Raw genomic sequence first — 15438 nt, 5'->3', positions numbered from 1 at the left:
ATGCTGGAGATACCGAACAAGCTACAGGCACAGCCTGATGTGAAAAAGAAACGGAAATGGCTGGACAGCGAGGGGAGATGGGGACTGCTTCTCGTCTCCCCCTACCTGATCCATTTTCTCGTGTTTGTCGTAGGAACTTCCCTTGCTTCCCTGTATTTCAGCTTTTCCGACTACGATATTTTGAATCCGCCCAAGTGGACTGGCCTGGACAACTATGAAAAGCTGTTCGCGGACCCGCTGTTTTACCAGGCGCTGTGGAACACGGTCTACTTCACGCTTTTGTACGTTCCGGCCAAGACGTTTTTGGCCCTTTTGCTGGCAGTCGCGCTGAACCAAAAGCTGAAAGGGCTAAAGCTGTTCCGCATGGCGCACTTTTTGCCAGTGATCTCTTCCTGGACGGTAATTGCCTATGTGGCGGATGCGGTGTTCAACCAGCGGATCGGTTTTGCCAATGCCATTCTCGCCCACTTCGCGATTGCACCGCAAAGCTGGCTGATCGACGAAGTGTGGGTCATTCCGGTGCTCGTGCTCATCGCGATCTGGAAGTCGGTCGGCTACATGATGATTATTTTTTTGGCGGGACTTCAAGGGATTTCCAACGACATGTACGAGGCGGCTTCGATTGATGGCGCCAACGCCTGGCAAAAGTTTTGGCGGGTGACTGTGCCGATGATTTCCGGTACGACGTTTCTCGTCATTATTTTGAACACGATCTACTCTTTTCAAAATTTCGAGCAAATCTTTGTCATGACGGGCGGGTCAACCGAAGCAGGATCGACGGGCGGCGCCAACAATGCGAGCCTCGTCCTGATGCTGCTCATGTTCAGACAAGGCTTCAGCTTTTACAAGATGGGCTACGCCTCCGCGATTGCCTGGGTGTTGTTCCTCATCCTGCTGGCGATTACTTTGGTGCAATTCAAATTGCAAAAGAAATGGGTTCACTATGACTAAACTTGACTGGATGTGCAGAGGAAAAGGGGGTAGCCATGCAAAAGCGTTTTCCGCTCAATAAACTATTCGGATACCTGTTTGTTCTCGCCAGCACTTTGATCATGGTTGTGCCGTTTTTGACGACTGTCTTCAACTCGTTGAAAACGTACAAGCAATACATGCAATTTCCGCCGGAGTGGCTGCCTGACCCTGTGAAGTGGAGCAACTACTCGCAGGTGTGGGAGCAGGCGAATTTCAGCAGCTATACGGTGAACAGTGTGATTGTCGCCGTTCTTTCCGTAGTCGGTACGCTGTTGTCCAGCTCGATGATCGCGTTTGCTTTCGCTCGCTTGAAGTTTCCGTTTCGTGACACGCTGTTCATGATCGTGCTCGGTACGATGATGATTCCGGGGATTGTGACGATCATCCCGCAGTTCATTATCTTCAAAAATTTGGGCATGCTCGACTCGCTCACGCCGCTGTGGATTTTGGAGTGGCTGGGACAGCCGTTCGCGATTTTTCTGATGAGGCAAGCATTTTTGAGCATTCCAAAAGACTACGAGGAAGCGGCCAAGCTGGATGGCTGCAATCCGTTCCAGATTTACTGGCGGGTATTTTTGCCGATGTGCAAGCCGGCGCTGGCGACACTGGCCGTATTTACGTTCATGGGCAAATGGAACGAGATTCTCGCGCCTGTGATTTATTTGCTATCCGAAGAGCATTTTACGCTGCCGATCGGAATTTTGTCGCTGCGCGGACAGTACAAGACCGATGACCAGCTGCTGGTCGCCGGGGCGTTGATCAGTTTGATTCCGATTTTGATCGTCTTTTTGTTTGCGGAAAAATATTTCGTGGAAGGCTCCAAAACTTCCGGGCTAAAGTAGGCGAGGCAATAGGAGGCGGATGAAACGCATGTTTTATGTACCATTAGACGAGCTGTATCTGGATGCTTTGTGCGAGCTGTGGAACCAGGAGCTTGGCGAGCGCTTCCCGATGCGGCCCGAGCTTTTTCAGCAAAACAGCTTCGCAGACAAAAACGTGCTGCAAGCCGGCTCCTGGATTGCCATCGATTCTGCCACGCGCCGTCCGGCAGGGTTCGCTGTGGCGAAATGCTGGCAGGAAAAACTCGATGTCCAGCTGGGAAAAGGTGTCGGCTGGATTCAAGTGTTGCTGGTGGATCACGAGTTTCGCGGGCAAGGAATCGGCGGGGAGCTGCTGACGCGGGCGGAGCGGGCTTTGCAGCAGCGAGGGGTGCAAAAAATTTGGCTGGGGCGCGATCCGTATCATTACTTTCCTGGCATCCCTGATGAATCGACGGCGGTCAAAGACTGGTTTGCCGCGCGAGGATACAGTCTGCTGGAGCCGCTGGAAAACGATCTGCTCTGCCGCTATGCCGCAGAGGAGGAAGCATCGCCGCTGCCGCAAGTTTCCGACGGTTGCTTCCGGTTGTTGACGCAAGCAGACAAGGAAGCTTTTCTGGCCTTTTTGCACCGCTGCTTTCCGGGGCGCTGGGAGTACGAGGCGATCCACTATTTTCAGCGCGGGGGAACCGGGCGCGAGTTCGTTGTTTTGGAGCGGCAAAAAGAAATCGTCGGCTTTTGCCGGATTAACGATGCCAACTCGCCGTTCATTGCCCAAAACGTGTACTGGTCGCCGCTGTTTGAGCAGGAATTGGGCGGGATCGGGCCGCTTGGCATCGACCCGGCGCATCGGGGAAGCGGTTTGGGACTGGCGATTGTCCAGGCAGGGATTGCCATGCTGCGCAAGCGCGGCGTGCGGCAAATTGTCATCGACTGGACTGCGCTCATGAACTTTTACGCCAAGCTCGGCTATTCAAGCTGGAAGCAGTACGCCAAATACAGCAAGGAGCTGTGAGAAGGGGGATCTCCATGCGCGCAGAGCAGATGAGTGTGGAGCAAAAAGTTGGGCAGTTGCTGATGATCGGGTACCAGACGCTCGATCTGCCACAAGAGATGGAAAAATGGATCAAGGAGCGGCAGATTGGCAACGTCATTTTGTTCAGCCGCAACATCGGTTCGCACGCGGAAACATTTGAGCGCGTGGGCACGATGCAAGGCTGGGCAAAGGAGGCCGGGCACTGCTGCCCGCTATTGATCGGGACGGATCAGGAAAACGGGGTGGTGTCGAGACTGCAAGAAGCGACAGCATTCCCCGGGGCGATGGCGCTCGGAGCGACGGGAAATCCAGACTTGGCGCGGCAAATATACGCAGCGACAGGCGCGGAGCTGCGAGCGGCCGGGATTGGCGTCAATTTTGCTCCTGTCATCGACGTGAACAACAACCCGCAAAATCCGGTGATCGGCGTTCGTTCATTTGGGGCTGACCCAGCGGCAGTCGGGCAATTTGGCGAAGCAGCCATGCACGGTTTGCTGGCGAGCGGCGTCATTCCGGCAGTAAAGCATTTCCCCGGACATGGAGACACGCACACAGACTCGCATGAAGCGATTCCGGTTTTGCCGCACGATTGGCAAAGGCTCACACAGGTCGAGCTGGCTCCGTTTCGGCACTGCATCGAGGCAGGCACTCCGGTGGTCATGATTGGTCATGTCAGCTTACCGACCATCGATGCCAGCGGACTGCCTGCTTCGATCTCGCAGCAGCTCGTGACGGACATTTTGCGAAGGGAACTTGGGTTTTCCGGAGTCGCGATTACCGACTGCCTGGAAATGGCGGCGATTGCCAACTCCACTGGCGTGCCGGAAGCGGCGGTGCTCTCGCTCAACGCTGGCGTGGATATGGTGCTGGTCTCCCATACGCATGAGGTTCAGCAGCAGACGTATGACCGACTGGTCGAGGCGATTGAAAACGGCGAGATTTCCCCAGCCCGCGTAGACGAAGCAGTCAATCGGGTTTTGGCTTTGAAGCGGCGTTTTCTTTCCTGGGAGACGTATGCTGCGACGACGCCTCCTGCTTTTGACCGGGCCGGGCACGAGCATTTGGCGAAGGAAGTGCTGGCGCAGGCTGTCACGGTGCTGAAAAATGAGCGCGGGATCGTCCCCATTCCGAAGCAGGCTGCGACGCTTGGCGTGATCATGCCGCGAGTCGGGCGAGTGACGTTGGCCGAGGATGAGGACCAGCAGGCGGAAGCGGAACTTTTGGCAGCGTCTTTGCAAGCGTATAGCCCGGTACAATGCCATTTTCTGCGTTCGTTGCAACCGACGCGGGAAGAAGTAGAGCAAGCTTTTGCCGCGATGGCGCCTTTTGAAACGGTCATTGTCTTTACGTACAACGCCCATCTTTACGAAGGGCAGGCGCAGTTGGTCAAGCAACTGTCCGGTCAAGGCAAAAAAGTGATCGCGGTAGCGCTGCGAAACCCGTACGACCTGGGCGCATTTCCCGAAGTCGATGCTTGTCTCGCGGTGTACGATCATCGCAAGCTGGCAATCGAAGCCGTAGCGGATGTATTGTTTGGCAAGCAAAAACCAACTGGTCGATTACCTGTCAGGATGTAGGAGCAGCATGGAAACTTTGGACGCAAAAACAAGTGACAAAACAAAACTGACGGGGAGGTAGCGCATGAGAAATCAACTGAGCGGCTTGACCACGGAAACAAAGAACAAGCAATCCGAAGATTTGGATTTGCTCTCGACATTCGATATCGTCAGACTCATGAACGAAGAGGATAAAAAAGTCGCTTATTGCGTGGAAAAAGAACTGCCTGCCATTGCTCGGGCAATCGATATGATCGCGGAATGCCTGCAAAACGGCGGAAGGCTGTTTTATTTTGGCGCAGGCACCAGCGGACGTCTTGGACTACTGGATGCTGCGGAGTGCCCGCCGACTTTTGGCACAGACCCTGCATTGGTGCAAGGCGTGATCGCTGGCGGAGTGGAAGCGGTCGTGAAAGCAATCGAGGGCGCAGAGGATCTCGCCCATTTGGGGCAGGAAGATGTTGTGGCGCATGGCGTGCGCGAAGGCGATGCGGTAGTGGGCATTGCCGCGAGCGGACGGACTCCCTATGTAAAAGGGGCGCTGGAGGAAGCGGGACGATTGAAGGCGAAAATCATTTCCTTGTCGTGCAACCCTGCTGCCGAAATCAATGAGGGCGTGGACGCCTCGATCAACGTGGTGGTCGGCCCGGAGGTCGTAACAGGCTCTACGCGGCTGAAGGCGGCGACTGCGCAAAAAATGGTATTGAACATGATTACGACGACATGCATGGTGCGCTTGGGCAAGGTGTACAAAAACTTGATGGTGAACGTGCAGATCACAAATGAAAAGCTGAAGGAGCGAGCCAAGCAGATCGTAGCAGAGGCCGCGCAAGTGCCGCCGGAAGAAGCGGAGCAGCTTTTGGCGCAAGCGAATGGAGACGCCAAGCTGGCGATTGTCATGAAAAAAACAGCGTTGGCGCGGGAAGAGTCTGTGCGCTTGCTGGAACAATACAAAGGGAATATTCGACCGATCATGGAAGGGCATGTGTCCAGGTAGAGGAGGACATAGCTGATTCAGACGGTGTAACGAAGGCTTTGCCAGGCGACGACGACTGGCGAAGCCTTTTTGCCTTTTGGGGGCGCAAAGCATTGAGAATGGCCGGGATGGGAATGAAAATCAGTAGTATGATCCATAAAATGTTCATTTGATGAAATCACTGGAACACTCTATAATTAAATTAATTATTATATTGTAATTGTTCTATATTGATTATGGGGGTGCTTCTTATGAATCATGCTGACTATCATCATCTCGATCACGTGAAGGAACAGCAAAAGTCGAAGAAAACGCTGTGGATTACACTGATCTTGACTTTGTTTTTTACGATTGTCGAAATTGTGGGCGGCTTGCTGTCCAACTCGCTCGCGCTCTTGTCCGACTCGGCGCATATGATCTCGGACGTGATCGCCCTCGGCCTGAGCATGACCGCGATTTACATGGCGACGCGCAAGCCGAACAAAAAGTATACGTTTGGCTTTCTGCGCTTTGAAATCATTGCCTCGTTTCTGAACGGTCTGGCTCTTGCCGTCATTGCCATCGGGATTGCGATCGAAGGGATCAACCGGATGATTCATCCGCAAGACGTCGACTTGGGACTGATGTTGACGATCGCCTCGATCGGGCTGATTGTGAATATCGTCCTGACCGTCGTTCTCTCCAGAAGCACGAAGGAAGAAAACAATCTGAACGTAAAAAGCGCGCTGTGGCACTTCATCGGCGATTTGCTCAGCTCTGTCGGGGTAATCGCTTCGGCTATTCTCATTTACTTCACAGGCTACTACTTGTTCGACCCGTTGATCAGTATGGTGATCGGGGCCATCATTTTTATGGGCGGCTTTAAAATCATCCGAGAATCTCTCGCTGTGTTGATGGAGTCTGTGCCGGAGCAGTTTGACCTGGATCAAATCCGGGCAGACCTCGCCAGTGTGGAAGGAGTCTACGATGTGCATGAGCTGCATCTGTGGGCGGTATCGACGGAGCACTATTCGCTGACGGCGCATGTGTTCGTGAGGGAAGATATTCAACCGTATTGCGTGATTCTCGGCATCAATCATCTGTTGAAAACAAAGTACGGCATCGAGCATTCGACGATTCAGATCGAGCACCCGATGATCCTCGATCACGGGGAGTACGGGAAGCAATTTTTGCTGCCGCAGACGTAAGCGGAATGCTGTGGCGTGTGCGGTCCATTAACAAAAGCCGGGCGGTTCCAGATCATGTGCAGGTTTTGCTGTACAGGTTCTGGCAACTAGCCCGGCTTTGTTTTTTCCTTGCTGCTTTAAAGCGTTTGTGGTTTTACGCATGCTCTTGCTGTGTATTCTGAATAGACTGTAAAATTCCGGTATAATCGCATGCCAAAATTCGAGTGGAGGATACGCTGGTGCAAACAATCAAGTTTTGTCCGTGCAATCTGGAAGGCAGTCTGAAATGGGTGAGGGACGAGGTCAGGCAGCTTCCCGACGTGCAAGTAATCGATGAGCGCTGTGTCAACTATTGCGGTCAATGCCTGGAAAAAGCGTTTGCCCTGTTCAACGGCAAAAACGTGGTGGGCAACGACGGGCAAGAACTGCTGGAGCGACTGAAAGAAAAATGGGCGGCGACAACCGCGGTATACCAGGACGCAGAAGGGGCGTGACCTTCTGCGTTTTTTTGTGTGGATGATCGTATGCTCCAAAACTTTTGCTGATAGAGACTACTAATGAGGATAGCGAAATAAGGCATATTATCAAGGAGTTAATGATGGATTAATGAAATTTCAAAATATATAAACTTATACAAAGTGACTTACCAAAAATTGTAAAATATAGTACAGTTCATTTTGAGTAATTGATTTACATTTTTTGTTATTTGAGTTTTGTTTAGTAACAACAAATAGATCATAAAAAGGGGGCTCGTAGATGAGAAAAACTAAACTAATCTTTTTGGTCGTCAGCTATTTAATTGTCTTTGGAATTGGTGGGTATTCATATAGTTTTATTTCTCTTTCTGAAAGCAAGCAGACGGGATATCTGTCGGAAACTGATAGAGACAAATTTATAGCTTTTACCAAAAAAATAGACGAAAAGTTTAAGCCAGAAGGCTATGAAGAGTTACTGCAAGGTAATGAAAACATGCTGACAACTCCGGACATTATCTTGGGCCCACAGCAAAAAGAAATAGAAACTTCCATATTTGGCAGACAGAAAAACTACATATATAAAAATAAAACAAACGGAACTGTCATTCTAATGAGCATTAGTAAACGTCTTGGAGCCCAGCAAGAACAATGGCAAAACAGTATTTATTATAGCAACGCCAGATATAATTCGCCGGATAATGATTTAAAAGCATATTATGCGAATGTCTATCCGTCTGTAAATGCCTATCAATATAGCTTTGAAAAATATGGATATAACGTAAGTTGCGTCCTTATATCTGATTCTAAATATGATAAGGGAGCAAATAATTTAGCAGACTTCATAACTCAAGTAGATAAATTCCTTCAAGGAAATATCTAAATATAGTATTGAGAAAGAAGGTCTTATTTTGAAGAGAAATCGGAGCAAGGCCATCAGCCACATTCTATCTAGTGCTTTAGTTCTTGGGGTTTTAGCGTCTGGAGCAACTGTCTATGCAAGTGAAGTTGATCGAGAAGTAGGTTCTTATTCTGTAGGTGAATTGACTTATACTCCCGAGAGTAAGTACCCTTATTTTCAAAAAGAAGCGTCAATTAAACCTTATTCTTCCACTGTAGTATATAAGCAAGATGGTTATGTTAGAGGGTCTTTAAAAGCTGAAGAAGATGGATACGAGCGTGATTATTTGCTAGTGCACAAAGCAGATGTCGAGGTAATTGATGGCACAGAAATCAATTACAAATTTATGCAGACAGTTAAAAAAACGAATGAAACATCGCATTCGCTTGAATCAGGCGTGCGAGCTCAGGGAGGCTATAAGTTCCTGGCAGAAATAGAAGGACACATTGACCATACTTATGTATCTAAGGAAATAATTGAATATACAAAAGGTACTGAAACCAGTGTCAATGTATCTAAACCGGGTGATTACACGTTGTATTTCTATGCTCAGGCGAAAAGGTACAACATATACGCAGATTGGTATGGATATACCATAGATAACAAAAAGGAGAGAAAACTAAATCGCTATGTTGGCGATGTATTCGAAGCAACGACTCACGAATACATCAAGCCTAAGAAAAACAGATAAATCCCGGTTCATCTGAAGCACAAAAAAGCAGAGGCGACTTAATCCGCCTCTGCTTTTTCTTTTTCAAGCTACTCGTCCCCAAACAGAAAGCGCCCTTTTTCCTGGATTTGTTGCCCATCAATGAACACATCCGGTTCGTTTACGATTAAATCAATGTGCACACCAGCCTGGATGGTACCCCCAAAAGTCGCGTTGCTGCCGAACGCAACGTGGATCGTCCCGAATGCTTTCTCGTCTTCCAGCACAACCCCGATAATTCTCGCCTTGTGATTGGTTCCAATCCCAAATTCCGCCAGCATGCGGCCATCGCCATCCCCGAGCGTGGCAAGCAGTCGCGAACCCGTCGGCCCCTCTGCGCTGATCAGCCGACCATCCTTGATCGTAAGCAGCAAAGGCTCGTCAATCATGCCGATTCCGCCGATGGAGCCGTCGACCAAAATTTGTCCGTTGGCCGAGCCTTCGATGGGGGCGATGTACGCCTCGCCAGACGGGAGATTGCCCGATTGTCCTTTTTCCAGATACATGCCAGTGCTGAGAACGCCGTTGCGTGTTTCAATGGAAAATTCCAGCGCGTAGCCGGCTTTTTCAATTCGTACTTGTTTGCCGCGGGTCAGGATGTCTGTCACCTCTTCGGTCAGCCGTTTGACCTCCTGATAATCGGCAGAAATCGCTCCAGCGGTAAACATGTCGCGGGTAATGCCCGGCATGGTGGCGACGCGCGTTCCGTTGGCAGCAGCCACTTTTCGCGCTTGTGTGTGCGTAAGCGAATGTTTCGTGATGCACACCGCTACGTCCGCTTGCTCCATCGCTTTGGCAATCGCCTGCGGCGGCTCCTGGCCGGATTTTTCGCGCTCCTGCATGACTAACAGCACGGTTTCCGCACCGAGCAGCTTTCCAGCTTCATAGAGAGCTTCTGCCAAAGGACGCTTATCTTCATCGGTAACAATGACCAATTCTTCCTTTTCCTTTACGCCTAAACAAGTCGCCAGCAAATTGCGGCTGATTTCCACGAGTTGGCTCATCGGTCGCTCACTCCTGATTTTTAGTAAATGTAAATCTTGAAGAGATTGTACTGAAAGAAAAAGCGGTTAATCAAGTCTTAATTTTTTTGTTTTTTGACTATTTACACTAAAAAAAGCATTTGCTATAATCCAAAACGTAACACATATTGAACATGTGTTTCATTATTTGATACACACAAAAATGTCTGGGGGAATCGTAGTGAGGAAAATGTTGAAAGCCAAAGCGTTGTTTTCTTCTGTCATGGTCGTATCCATGCTGGCACTCGCTGCATGTGGTGGACAAGGAAGCGCTCCTGCTCAAGATGCAAAGGGCGGCGACCAGCAGCAGGCGGCTGGACAGCCAAAAGATGGCGGCGTGCTGAAAATCGGCTTGTCTTCTACGGCAAAAACACTGGACCCAATTGCTTACACGGGTGCTTATGAATCCAACATCATCCGCAGTATTGGCGACACGCTCGTCCGTTACACGAATGACTTGTCCAAAATTGAACCGAGCCTCGCAACAGAGTGGAAAGTGTCGGATGACATGAAGGTGTATACGTTCAAGCTCCAGGACAATGTGTACTTCCAGCCTGGCAAATACCAGGATGGACGGAAAATGACAGCCGAGGACGTGAAGTACAGTCTGGAACGTTCTGCGAAGCAATCCGCACTCAAGCGTCTGCGCGGCGTGGAAAAAGTAGAAGTCATCAGCGAAAACGAAGTAGCGATTCACCTGGACGCGCCAAACGCCGCTTTGCTTGCCATGCTGACAGACGGCGGCAACATCATCGTTCCGCGCGAAGAGGTAGAAGGCTGGAAAGATCAGTTCGGCACTCACCTCGTGGGAACAGGGCCGTTCATGATCGATAAATTCAACCAGGACGATTCTGTAAATTTGAAGCGTTCTGATAAATACTGGGGTCCGAAGCCTCACCTGGATGGCGTAGAGTTCAAATTCATCACCGATGCGAACATGATGACCAACGCCCTGCGCTCCGGCGACATCGACATGGTGACCGATGTCAAAGGGCAAAACCGTGCGATCATCGAGAAGGATCAAAACTTGAACTTGCAAACGAAGCCAGGTTTGTCCATTGAGTACATGGGTTTGAACCAGATCGAAGGCCCGACGAAGGACAAAAAAGTGCGTGAAGCAATCCGTCTCGCGGTAGACGTGGAAGGTTTGGTCAAAGGGGTATTCAAATGGGGCGGAGCGGAAAAATCTTTCCTGCCGCTGCCAAAAGCATCGTGGGGCTATGACTCGTCTCTCGAAGCAGCCGTTCCTGCTTTTGACCCGCAAAAAGCCAAACAGCTTCTGGCTGAAGCAGGCTATCCGGACGGATTCAAAACCGAGCTTTATGTAATCGCTTCCCGCGTGCCGCAAGCGACCATCGCAGCGCAACAGCTGAAAGACAACCTGAACATCGACGCAGAGATCAAAACCGTTGAGTGGGGAACGTTCAGCGACATCGTAGCCAAAGGAAAAGCTCCGCTCTACATCATGGGCTGGTCCTGGTACCCGGACCCTGACTTCTTCCTCTATCAAATGTTCCACAGCAAGCAAATCGGTTCGCTCGGCAACGGCTACGCTTACAGCAATCCGGAAGTAGACAAGCTTCTGGAACGCGCAACGGCAGAGACGACAGACGAAGCGAAGCGCAAAGAGCTGTACAGCCAGGCGATGAAACAAATCAACGATGACGTCGTTCACGTCGAACTGGGCCTGCTCGATGTTGCGACCGGAATGAAGAAATACGTGCAAGATTACCAAGTGCGTGCGGACAGCTCGATCTTCCTGGTCAACAGCGAGACGAACGTTTGGCTGAACAAGTAATACACACGCCTAAAAGCTTCCACGCTTCGAAGAGAGGCCGCGACAAAGCCCTCTCTTCGGGCATTTCTTACCAGGCCAAGCTTTAAACGAATAGTGGGAAGGAGGAGAGTGGCTTGCTCAAACTGATTTTCAAACGGTTATTCGATTTAATCCCTACGCTGTTTGTCGTTGCCACGACCGTTTTCATCATCACGCGGTTGATTCCCGGCGACCCGGCGGCAGTGCTGCTTGGGCCGCAAGCTTCCCCTGATGAAATCGCCAAAATGCGGGAAACACTCGGGCTGAACCAGCCGTTGTACCTCCAATACGTCGACTTCCTCGGCAGCTTGCTGCAGGGAGATTTGGGAACCTCGCTCGGCTACAATCAGCCGGTCATGTCTTTGATCATGGAGCGCTTCCCGAACACGCTTTTGCTGTCCGCCTGTGCGCTCGCTCTCTCGCTGCTCATCGGGATTCCGGCAGGCATCATTTCTGCAACCAAACAGTATTCGTTCTGGGATTACACCGTCATGATTCTCTCGCTCGTTGGCGTATCGATGCCGATCTTTTGGCTCGGGGTCATGCTCGTTCTTTACTTCAGCGTGCATCTTGGCTGGCTTCCGGCTACCGGGATGGGCTCGTTGTCCGAAGGCTTCGACAGCGTAGTCACGCACCTGATCTTGCCGAGCATCGCCTTGTCCACGATTCCGATGGCTACTTTTGCCCGGATTACGCGCTCCAGCATGCTTGAAGTAATCCGCCAGGACTACATCAAGACGGCTCGGGCGAAAGGGCTGCGCGAATTTTTCGTCGTCTGGAAGCACGCCTTGAAAAATGCGATGACTCCATTGCTTACGGTCATGGGGATGCAAATTTCCTCCATGCTCGGCGGGGCTGTCCTGACGGAGACGATCTTCAGCTGGCCGGGGATGGGGCGTCTCGTGGTGGACGCGATTGAAAATCGGGACTTTGTCGTCGTGCAAGGAACCGTCCTGTTCATCGCCGTTATTTTCGTGTTGATCAATTTGCTCGTCGACATTTTGTACACCGTGGTCAATCCGCGCGTGAAACTAACGAATAAAGGGGAGGGCTGATCCGATATGAGCAACCACGCGCAACCATTATCGCCAGCTCCCGCGACGCTCGCACCTAACGCACCCAAGAAAAAAAGCAAGGAAAACAGTGTATGGAGCCGGCTTTTGAAAAACAAGCTGGCGATGGTCGGCATGGTCATCATCGCGATCATGGTCATTTTCGCCCTGTTCGCGCCATTGATTGCGACGCACGGGCCGAATGACATGGACTTGGCCAATTCGCTGTCCGAGCCTGGCATCGACGGTCATTTGCTCGGAACTGACAACTACGGACGCGATTTGTTCAGCCGGATCGTCTACGGCACGCGCATTTCCTTGATCGTCGGTATTTTTGCGATCGGACTCGGCGGCATGATCGGCACGCTGCTCGGTCTTTTGGCAGGCTACTACGGAGGCAAATGGGATGCGATCATCATGCGCCTCATGGACGGATTGTTTGCATTCCCGTTCATCCTGTTGTCCATCTCGCTGATGACCGTGCTTGGAGCCGGATTGTTCAACGTCATTCTCGCCATCGGGATTGCCAATATTCCCGGCTTCGCCCGAATTGTCCGCGGCCAGGTGCTGGCGGTCAAGGAGGAAGAGTATATCGAGGTGACGCGCTCGCTTGGGGCCAACGATTCCCGCATTATTTTTCACCATATCCTGCCAAACTGTATGGCGCCGATTATTGTTTACGCAACGATGCACGTAGCCGGAGCGATCATTTCCGAAGCGGCGCTGAGCTTCCTCGGCCTGGGCGTGCAGCCGCCTACCGCTTCATGGGGCAGCATCCTGAAGGACGGAAAAGACTTCCTCGTCTTGTCGCCGCACATGGCAACGTTCTCCGGGCTGGCGATTTTGCTCTCGGTACTCGGCTTCAACCTGTTCGGTGACGGCTTGCGCGATGCACTCGATCCGAAAATGAAAGTGTAAGCGACAAAAGTGAGACATAGATTGGGGTGAAGGGGAATTGGCAAAGTCAGATGTACTACTCAGCGTGCAAGATTTGGCCGTTTATTTTTATTCGTCCGGAGTCGTGAAGGCGGTAAACGGCGTGAGCTTTGATCTGAAGCAGGGGGAGACGATCGGGATTGTCGGAGAATCAGGCTCGGGCAAAAGCGTGACCTCCACCGCCATTCTCGGGCTGATTCCGTCTCCCCCTGGAAAAATCGAGCGAGGCAGCATTTTGTTTGAAGGAAAAGATTTGACGAAGCTTTCCCAGGCACAGATGCGCAAGATTCGGGGAAACGAAATTTCGATGATTTTTCAAGACCCGATGACCTCCCTCAATCCGGTTTTTACCGTGGGGAATCAAATTATCGAAGTAATCCGTCTGCACCAGCAGCTGGACAAAAAAGCGGCTCGCCAGCGGGCGATTGAGATGTTGAAGCTGGTCGGGATTCCGGAGCCGGAAAAACGGCTGGAGCAATATCCGCACGAATTTTCCGGCGGGATGCGCCAACGCGTCATGATCGCGATTGCCCTCGCCTGCAATCCGAAGCTGCTGATTGCGGACGAGCCGACAACTGCTTTGGACGTAACGGTACAAGCGCAAATTTTGGACTTGATGAAAAAACTGCAAGACGATTTGCAAACATCGATCATCATGATTACTCATGACCTGGGTGTCGTTTGGGAGAGCTGTCAAAAAGTTCTCGTCATGTATGCCGGAAACACGGTGGAATACGCAACGGTAGAAGAGTTGTACGAAAAGCCGCTTCATCCTTATACGTGGGGATTGCTTGATTCCCAGATCAAATCAGACACAACGGGCAAGCTGCCGTCGATCCCGGGCAATCCTCCTGACCTGCGCGAAGATATTGCGGGCTGCTACTTCGCTCCCCGCTGTCCATATGCCAAAGACAAGTGCTTCAGCGAAAAACCGCCGCTCGTCGAAGTGGCTCCCAACCATCTGGTAGCCTGCCACTTCCAGACGAGCGACCACCGTCTTGAACGGAAAGGGGGAAGCCAGGCATGAGTGAGTCGATCATCCAAATCAATCAGCTGAAAAAGCATTTTCCCGTAAAGGATCAGTCTTTGTTCGGCAAATCCTCGAAAGTCGTCAAGGCAGTCGATGACGTCAGCTTTGAGGTGAAAAGAGGGGAGACGCTCGGGATCGTGGGCGAGTCCGGGTGCGGCAAGTCGACATTGGCTCGCCTGATCATGCAGCTGATTCGTCCGACGGAAGGCTCCGTCATCATGGGGGGCCAGGATTTGGCCAAGCTGTCCGACAAGGAAATGAAGCGGGCGCGCAAATCGATCCAGATGATTTTCCAAAATCCGTATGCGTCGCTCGATCCGCGCAAAACAGTCGAGCAGCTGATCGTGGAGCCGCTGGTCATTCACCAGGTCGGAACTCACCAGGAACGGGTAAAAAGGGTGAAGGAGCTTTTGGAAGTCGTCGGGCTTTCCGATTATCACGCCACCCGTTACCCGCATGAGTTTTCCGGCGGACAGCGGCAGCGAATCAACATCGCCAGGGCGCTTGCGCTCAATCCGGAAGTTGTAATTTGCGACGAGTCCGTTTCGGCTTTGGACGTGTCGATTCAGGCGCAAGTGATCAACTTGCTGAAGGATTTGCAGGCGAGCTTCAACCTGACCTACATTTTCATTTCCCACGATTTGAACGTCGTGCGCTACATCAGCGACCGGATTGCCGTCATGTATTTGGGCCGTGTCGTGGAGATGGGAACGTACGAGGAGATTTACCACAATGCGCAGCACCCGTATACGCGAGCGCTGCTGTCGGCAGTGCCGAAGGAAAGTCCGCTGATCAAAAAGGAGCGGGTCATCCTGACGGGTGATGTGCCGAGTCCGATGAATCCGCCATCCGGCTGCCATTTCCACAAGCGGTGCCCGTATGCGACCGACCGTTGCAAGACAGAAGCGCCTGCGCTCACGTTGTATGAAGGGCAGCACAAGGTTTCTTGTCATCTTTTAGGAAATCTATCATAAT

Annotated in this window: 15 protein-coding genes; 14 read left to right on the top strand and 1 reads right to left on the bottom strand. The window is 51.5% G+C overall.

What is annotated here, in order from left to right:
- The 9 genes from NST23_RS22555 to NST23_RS22515 all read left to right on the top strand — a co-directional run bounded on the left by NST23_RS22555 (position 1) and on the right by NST23_RS22515 (position 8589).
- On the top strand, positions 1-951 hold the full coding sequence (locus tag NST23_RS22555) for a carbohydrate ABC transporter permease (protein WP_340964615.1): 951 nt from the start codon (positions 1-3) through the stop codon (positions 949-951).
- A gap of 35 nt (positions 952-986) precedes the next feature.
- Positions 987-1814, top strand: coding sequence for a carbohydrate ABC transporter permease (locus NST23_RS22550; protein WP_122964587.1), 828 nt, complete (start codon positions 987-989; stop codon positions 1812-1814).
- A 28-nt stretch (positions 1815-1842) separates the two neighbouring features.
- On the top strand, positions 1843-2805 hold the full coding sequence (locus NST23_RS22545; RefSeq protein WP_280648546.1) for a GNAT family N-acetyltransferase: 963 nt from the start codon (positions 1843-1845) through the stop codon (positions 2803-2805).
- Positions 2806-2819: 14 nt separating this feature from the next.
- A complete protein-coding gene (locus tag NST23_RS22540) occupies positions 2820-4403 on the top strand; it encodes a glycoside hydrolase family 3 protein (RefSeq protein ID WP_173597529.1) in 1584 nt (527 codons plus the stop codon).
- A gap of 64 nt (positions 4404-4467) precedes the next feature.
- On the top strand, positions 4468-5379 hold the full coding sequence (murQ, locus tag NST23_RS22535) for an N-acetylmuramic acid 6-phosphate etherase (RefSeq protein ID WP_122964590.1): 912 nt from the start codon (positions 4468-4470) through the stop codon (positions 5377-5379).
- Between the two features lie 230 nt (positions 5380-5609).
- Positions 5610-6545 (top strand): cation diffusion facilitator family transporter, encoded by a 936-nt coding sequence (locus NST23_RS22530; RefSeq protein ID WP_122964591.1) that lies wholly within the window; start codon positions 5610-5612, stop codon positions 6543-6545.
- Between the two features lie 218 nt (positions 6546-6763).
- Positions 6764-7018 (top strand): DUF1450 domain-containing protein, encoded by a 255-nt coding sequence (locus tag NST23_RS22525; protein WP_242774519.1) that lies wholly within the window; start codon positions 6764-6766, stop codon positions 7016-7018.
- A 262-nt stretch (positions 7019-7280) separates the two neighbouring features.
- Positions 7281-7880 (top strand): hypothetical protein, encoded by a 600-nt coding sequence (locus NST23_RS22520; RefSeq protein WP_173599261.1) that lies wholly within the window; start codon positions 7281-7283, stop codon positions 7878-7880.
- Between the two features lie 28 nt (positions 7881-7908).
- Positions 7909-8589: a hypothetical protein gene (locus NST23_RS22515; protein WP_217365265.1), complete on the top strand. Its 681-nt coding sequence runs from the start codon at positions 7909-7911 to the stop codon at positions 8587-8589.
- Between the two features lie 68 nt (positions 8590-8657).
- On the opposite strand, the gene NST23_RS22510 is transcribed toward NST23_RS22515, so the two are convergent.
- Complete coding sequence (locus NST23_RS22510) at positions 8658-9611, bottom strand: aminopeptidase (RefSeq protein ID WP_340964613.1); 954 nt, start codon at positions 9609-9611, stop codon at positions 8658-8660.
- A 199-nt stretch (positions 9612-9810) separates the two neighbouring features.
- On the opposite strand from NST23_RS22510, the gene NST23_RS22505 reads away from it, so the two are divergent.
- From NST23_RS22505 to NST23_RS22485, 5 genes are all read left to right on the top strand, one after another.
- Positions 9811-11427, top strand: coding sequence for an ABC transporter substrate-binding protein (locus NST23_RS22505; RefSeq protein WP_173597532.1), 1617 nt, complete (start codon positions 9811-9813; stop codon positions 11425-11427).
- 113 nt (positions 11428-11540) lie between these two features.
- On the top strand, positions 11541-12500 hold the full coding sequence (locus tag NST23_RS22500) for an ABC transporter permease (RefSeq protein WP_340964611.1): 960 nt from the start codon (positions 11541-11543) through the stop codon (positions 12498-12500).
- Between the two features lie 6 nt (positions 12501-12506).
- A complete protein-coding gene (locus NST23_RS22495; RefSeq protein WP_122964596.1) occupies positions 12507-13415 on the top strand; it encodes an ABC transporter permease in 909 nt (302 codons plus the stop codon).
- Positions 13416-13452: 37 nt separating this feature from the next.
- Positions 13453-14460, top strand: coding sequence for an ABC transporter ATP-binding protein (locus NST23_RS22490; protein WP_167470306.1), 1008 nt, complete (start codon positions 13453-13455; stop codon positions 14458-14460).
- Complete coding sequence (locus tag NST23_RS22485; protein ID WP_122964598.1) at positions 14457-15437, top strand: ABC transporter ATP-binding protein; 981 nt, start codon at positions 14457-14459, stop codon at positions 15435-15437. Before NST23_RS22490 ends, NST23_RS22485 begins: the two co-directional genes overlap by 4 nt.
- Position 15438: the final 1 nt, after the last annotated feature.

This window comes from Brevibacillus sp. FSL K6-0770, assembly GCF_038000275.1.
Taxonomy (GTDB): domain Bacteria; phylum Bacillota; class Bacilli; order Brevibacillales; family Brevibacillaceae; genus Brevibacillus; species Brevibacillus parabrevis.
Note: the sequence above shows the minus strand (reverse complement) of the source record. Positions and strands in the feature narration are given on the sequence as shown.

Excerpts from the sequence above, each read along its gene's own strand:
- NST23_RS22540 (WP_173597529.1), top strand. The coding sequence starts at position 2,820 with ATGCGCGCAGAGCAGATGAGTGTGGAGCAAAAAGTTGGGCAGTTGCTG.
- murQ (WP_122964590.1), top strand. The coding sequence starts at position 4,468 with ATGAGAAATCAACTGAGCGGCTTGACCACGGAAACAAAGAACAAGCAA.
- NST23_RS22530 (WP_122964591.1), top strand. The coding sequence starts at position 5,610 with ATGAATCATGCTGACTATCATCATCTCGATCACGTGAAGGAACAGCAA.
- NST23_RS22555 (WP_340964615.1), top strand. The coding sequence starts at position 1 with ATGCTGGAGATACCGAACAAGCTACAGGCACAGCCTGATGTGAAAAAG.
- NST23_RS22485 (WP_122964598.1), top strand. The coding sequence starts at position 14,457 with ATGAGTGAGTCGATCATCCAAATCAATCAGCTGAAAAAGCATTTTCCC.
- NST23_RS22510 (WP_340964613.1), bottom strand. The coding sequence starts at position 9,611 with ATGAGCCAACTCGTGGAAATCAGCCGCAATTTGCTGGCGACTTGTTTA.
- NST23_RS22550 (WP_122964587.1), top strand. The coding sequence starts at position 987 with ATGCAAAAGCGTTTTCCGCTCAATAAACTATTCGGATACCTGTTTGTT.
- NST23_RS22520 (WP_173599261.1), top strand. The coding sequence starts at position 7,281 with ATGAGAAAAACTAAACTAATCTTTTTGGTCGTCAGCTATTTAATTGTC.
- NST23_RS22545 (WP_280648546.1), top strand. The coding sequence starts at position 1,843 with ATGTTTTATGTACCATTAGACGAGCTGTATCTGGATGCTTTGTGCGAG.
- NST23_RS22495 (WP_122964596.1), top strand. The coding sequence starts at position 12,507 with ATGAGCAACCACGCGCAACCATTATCGCCAGCTCCCGCGACGCTCGCA.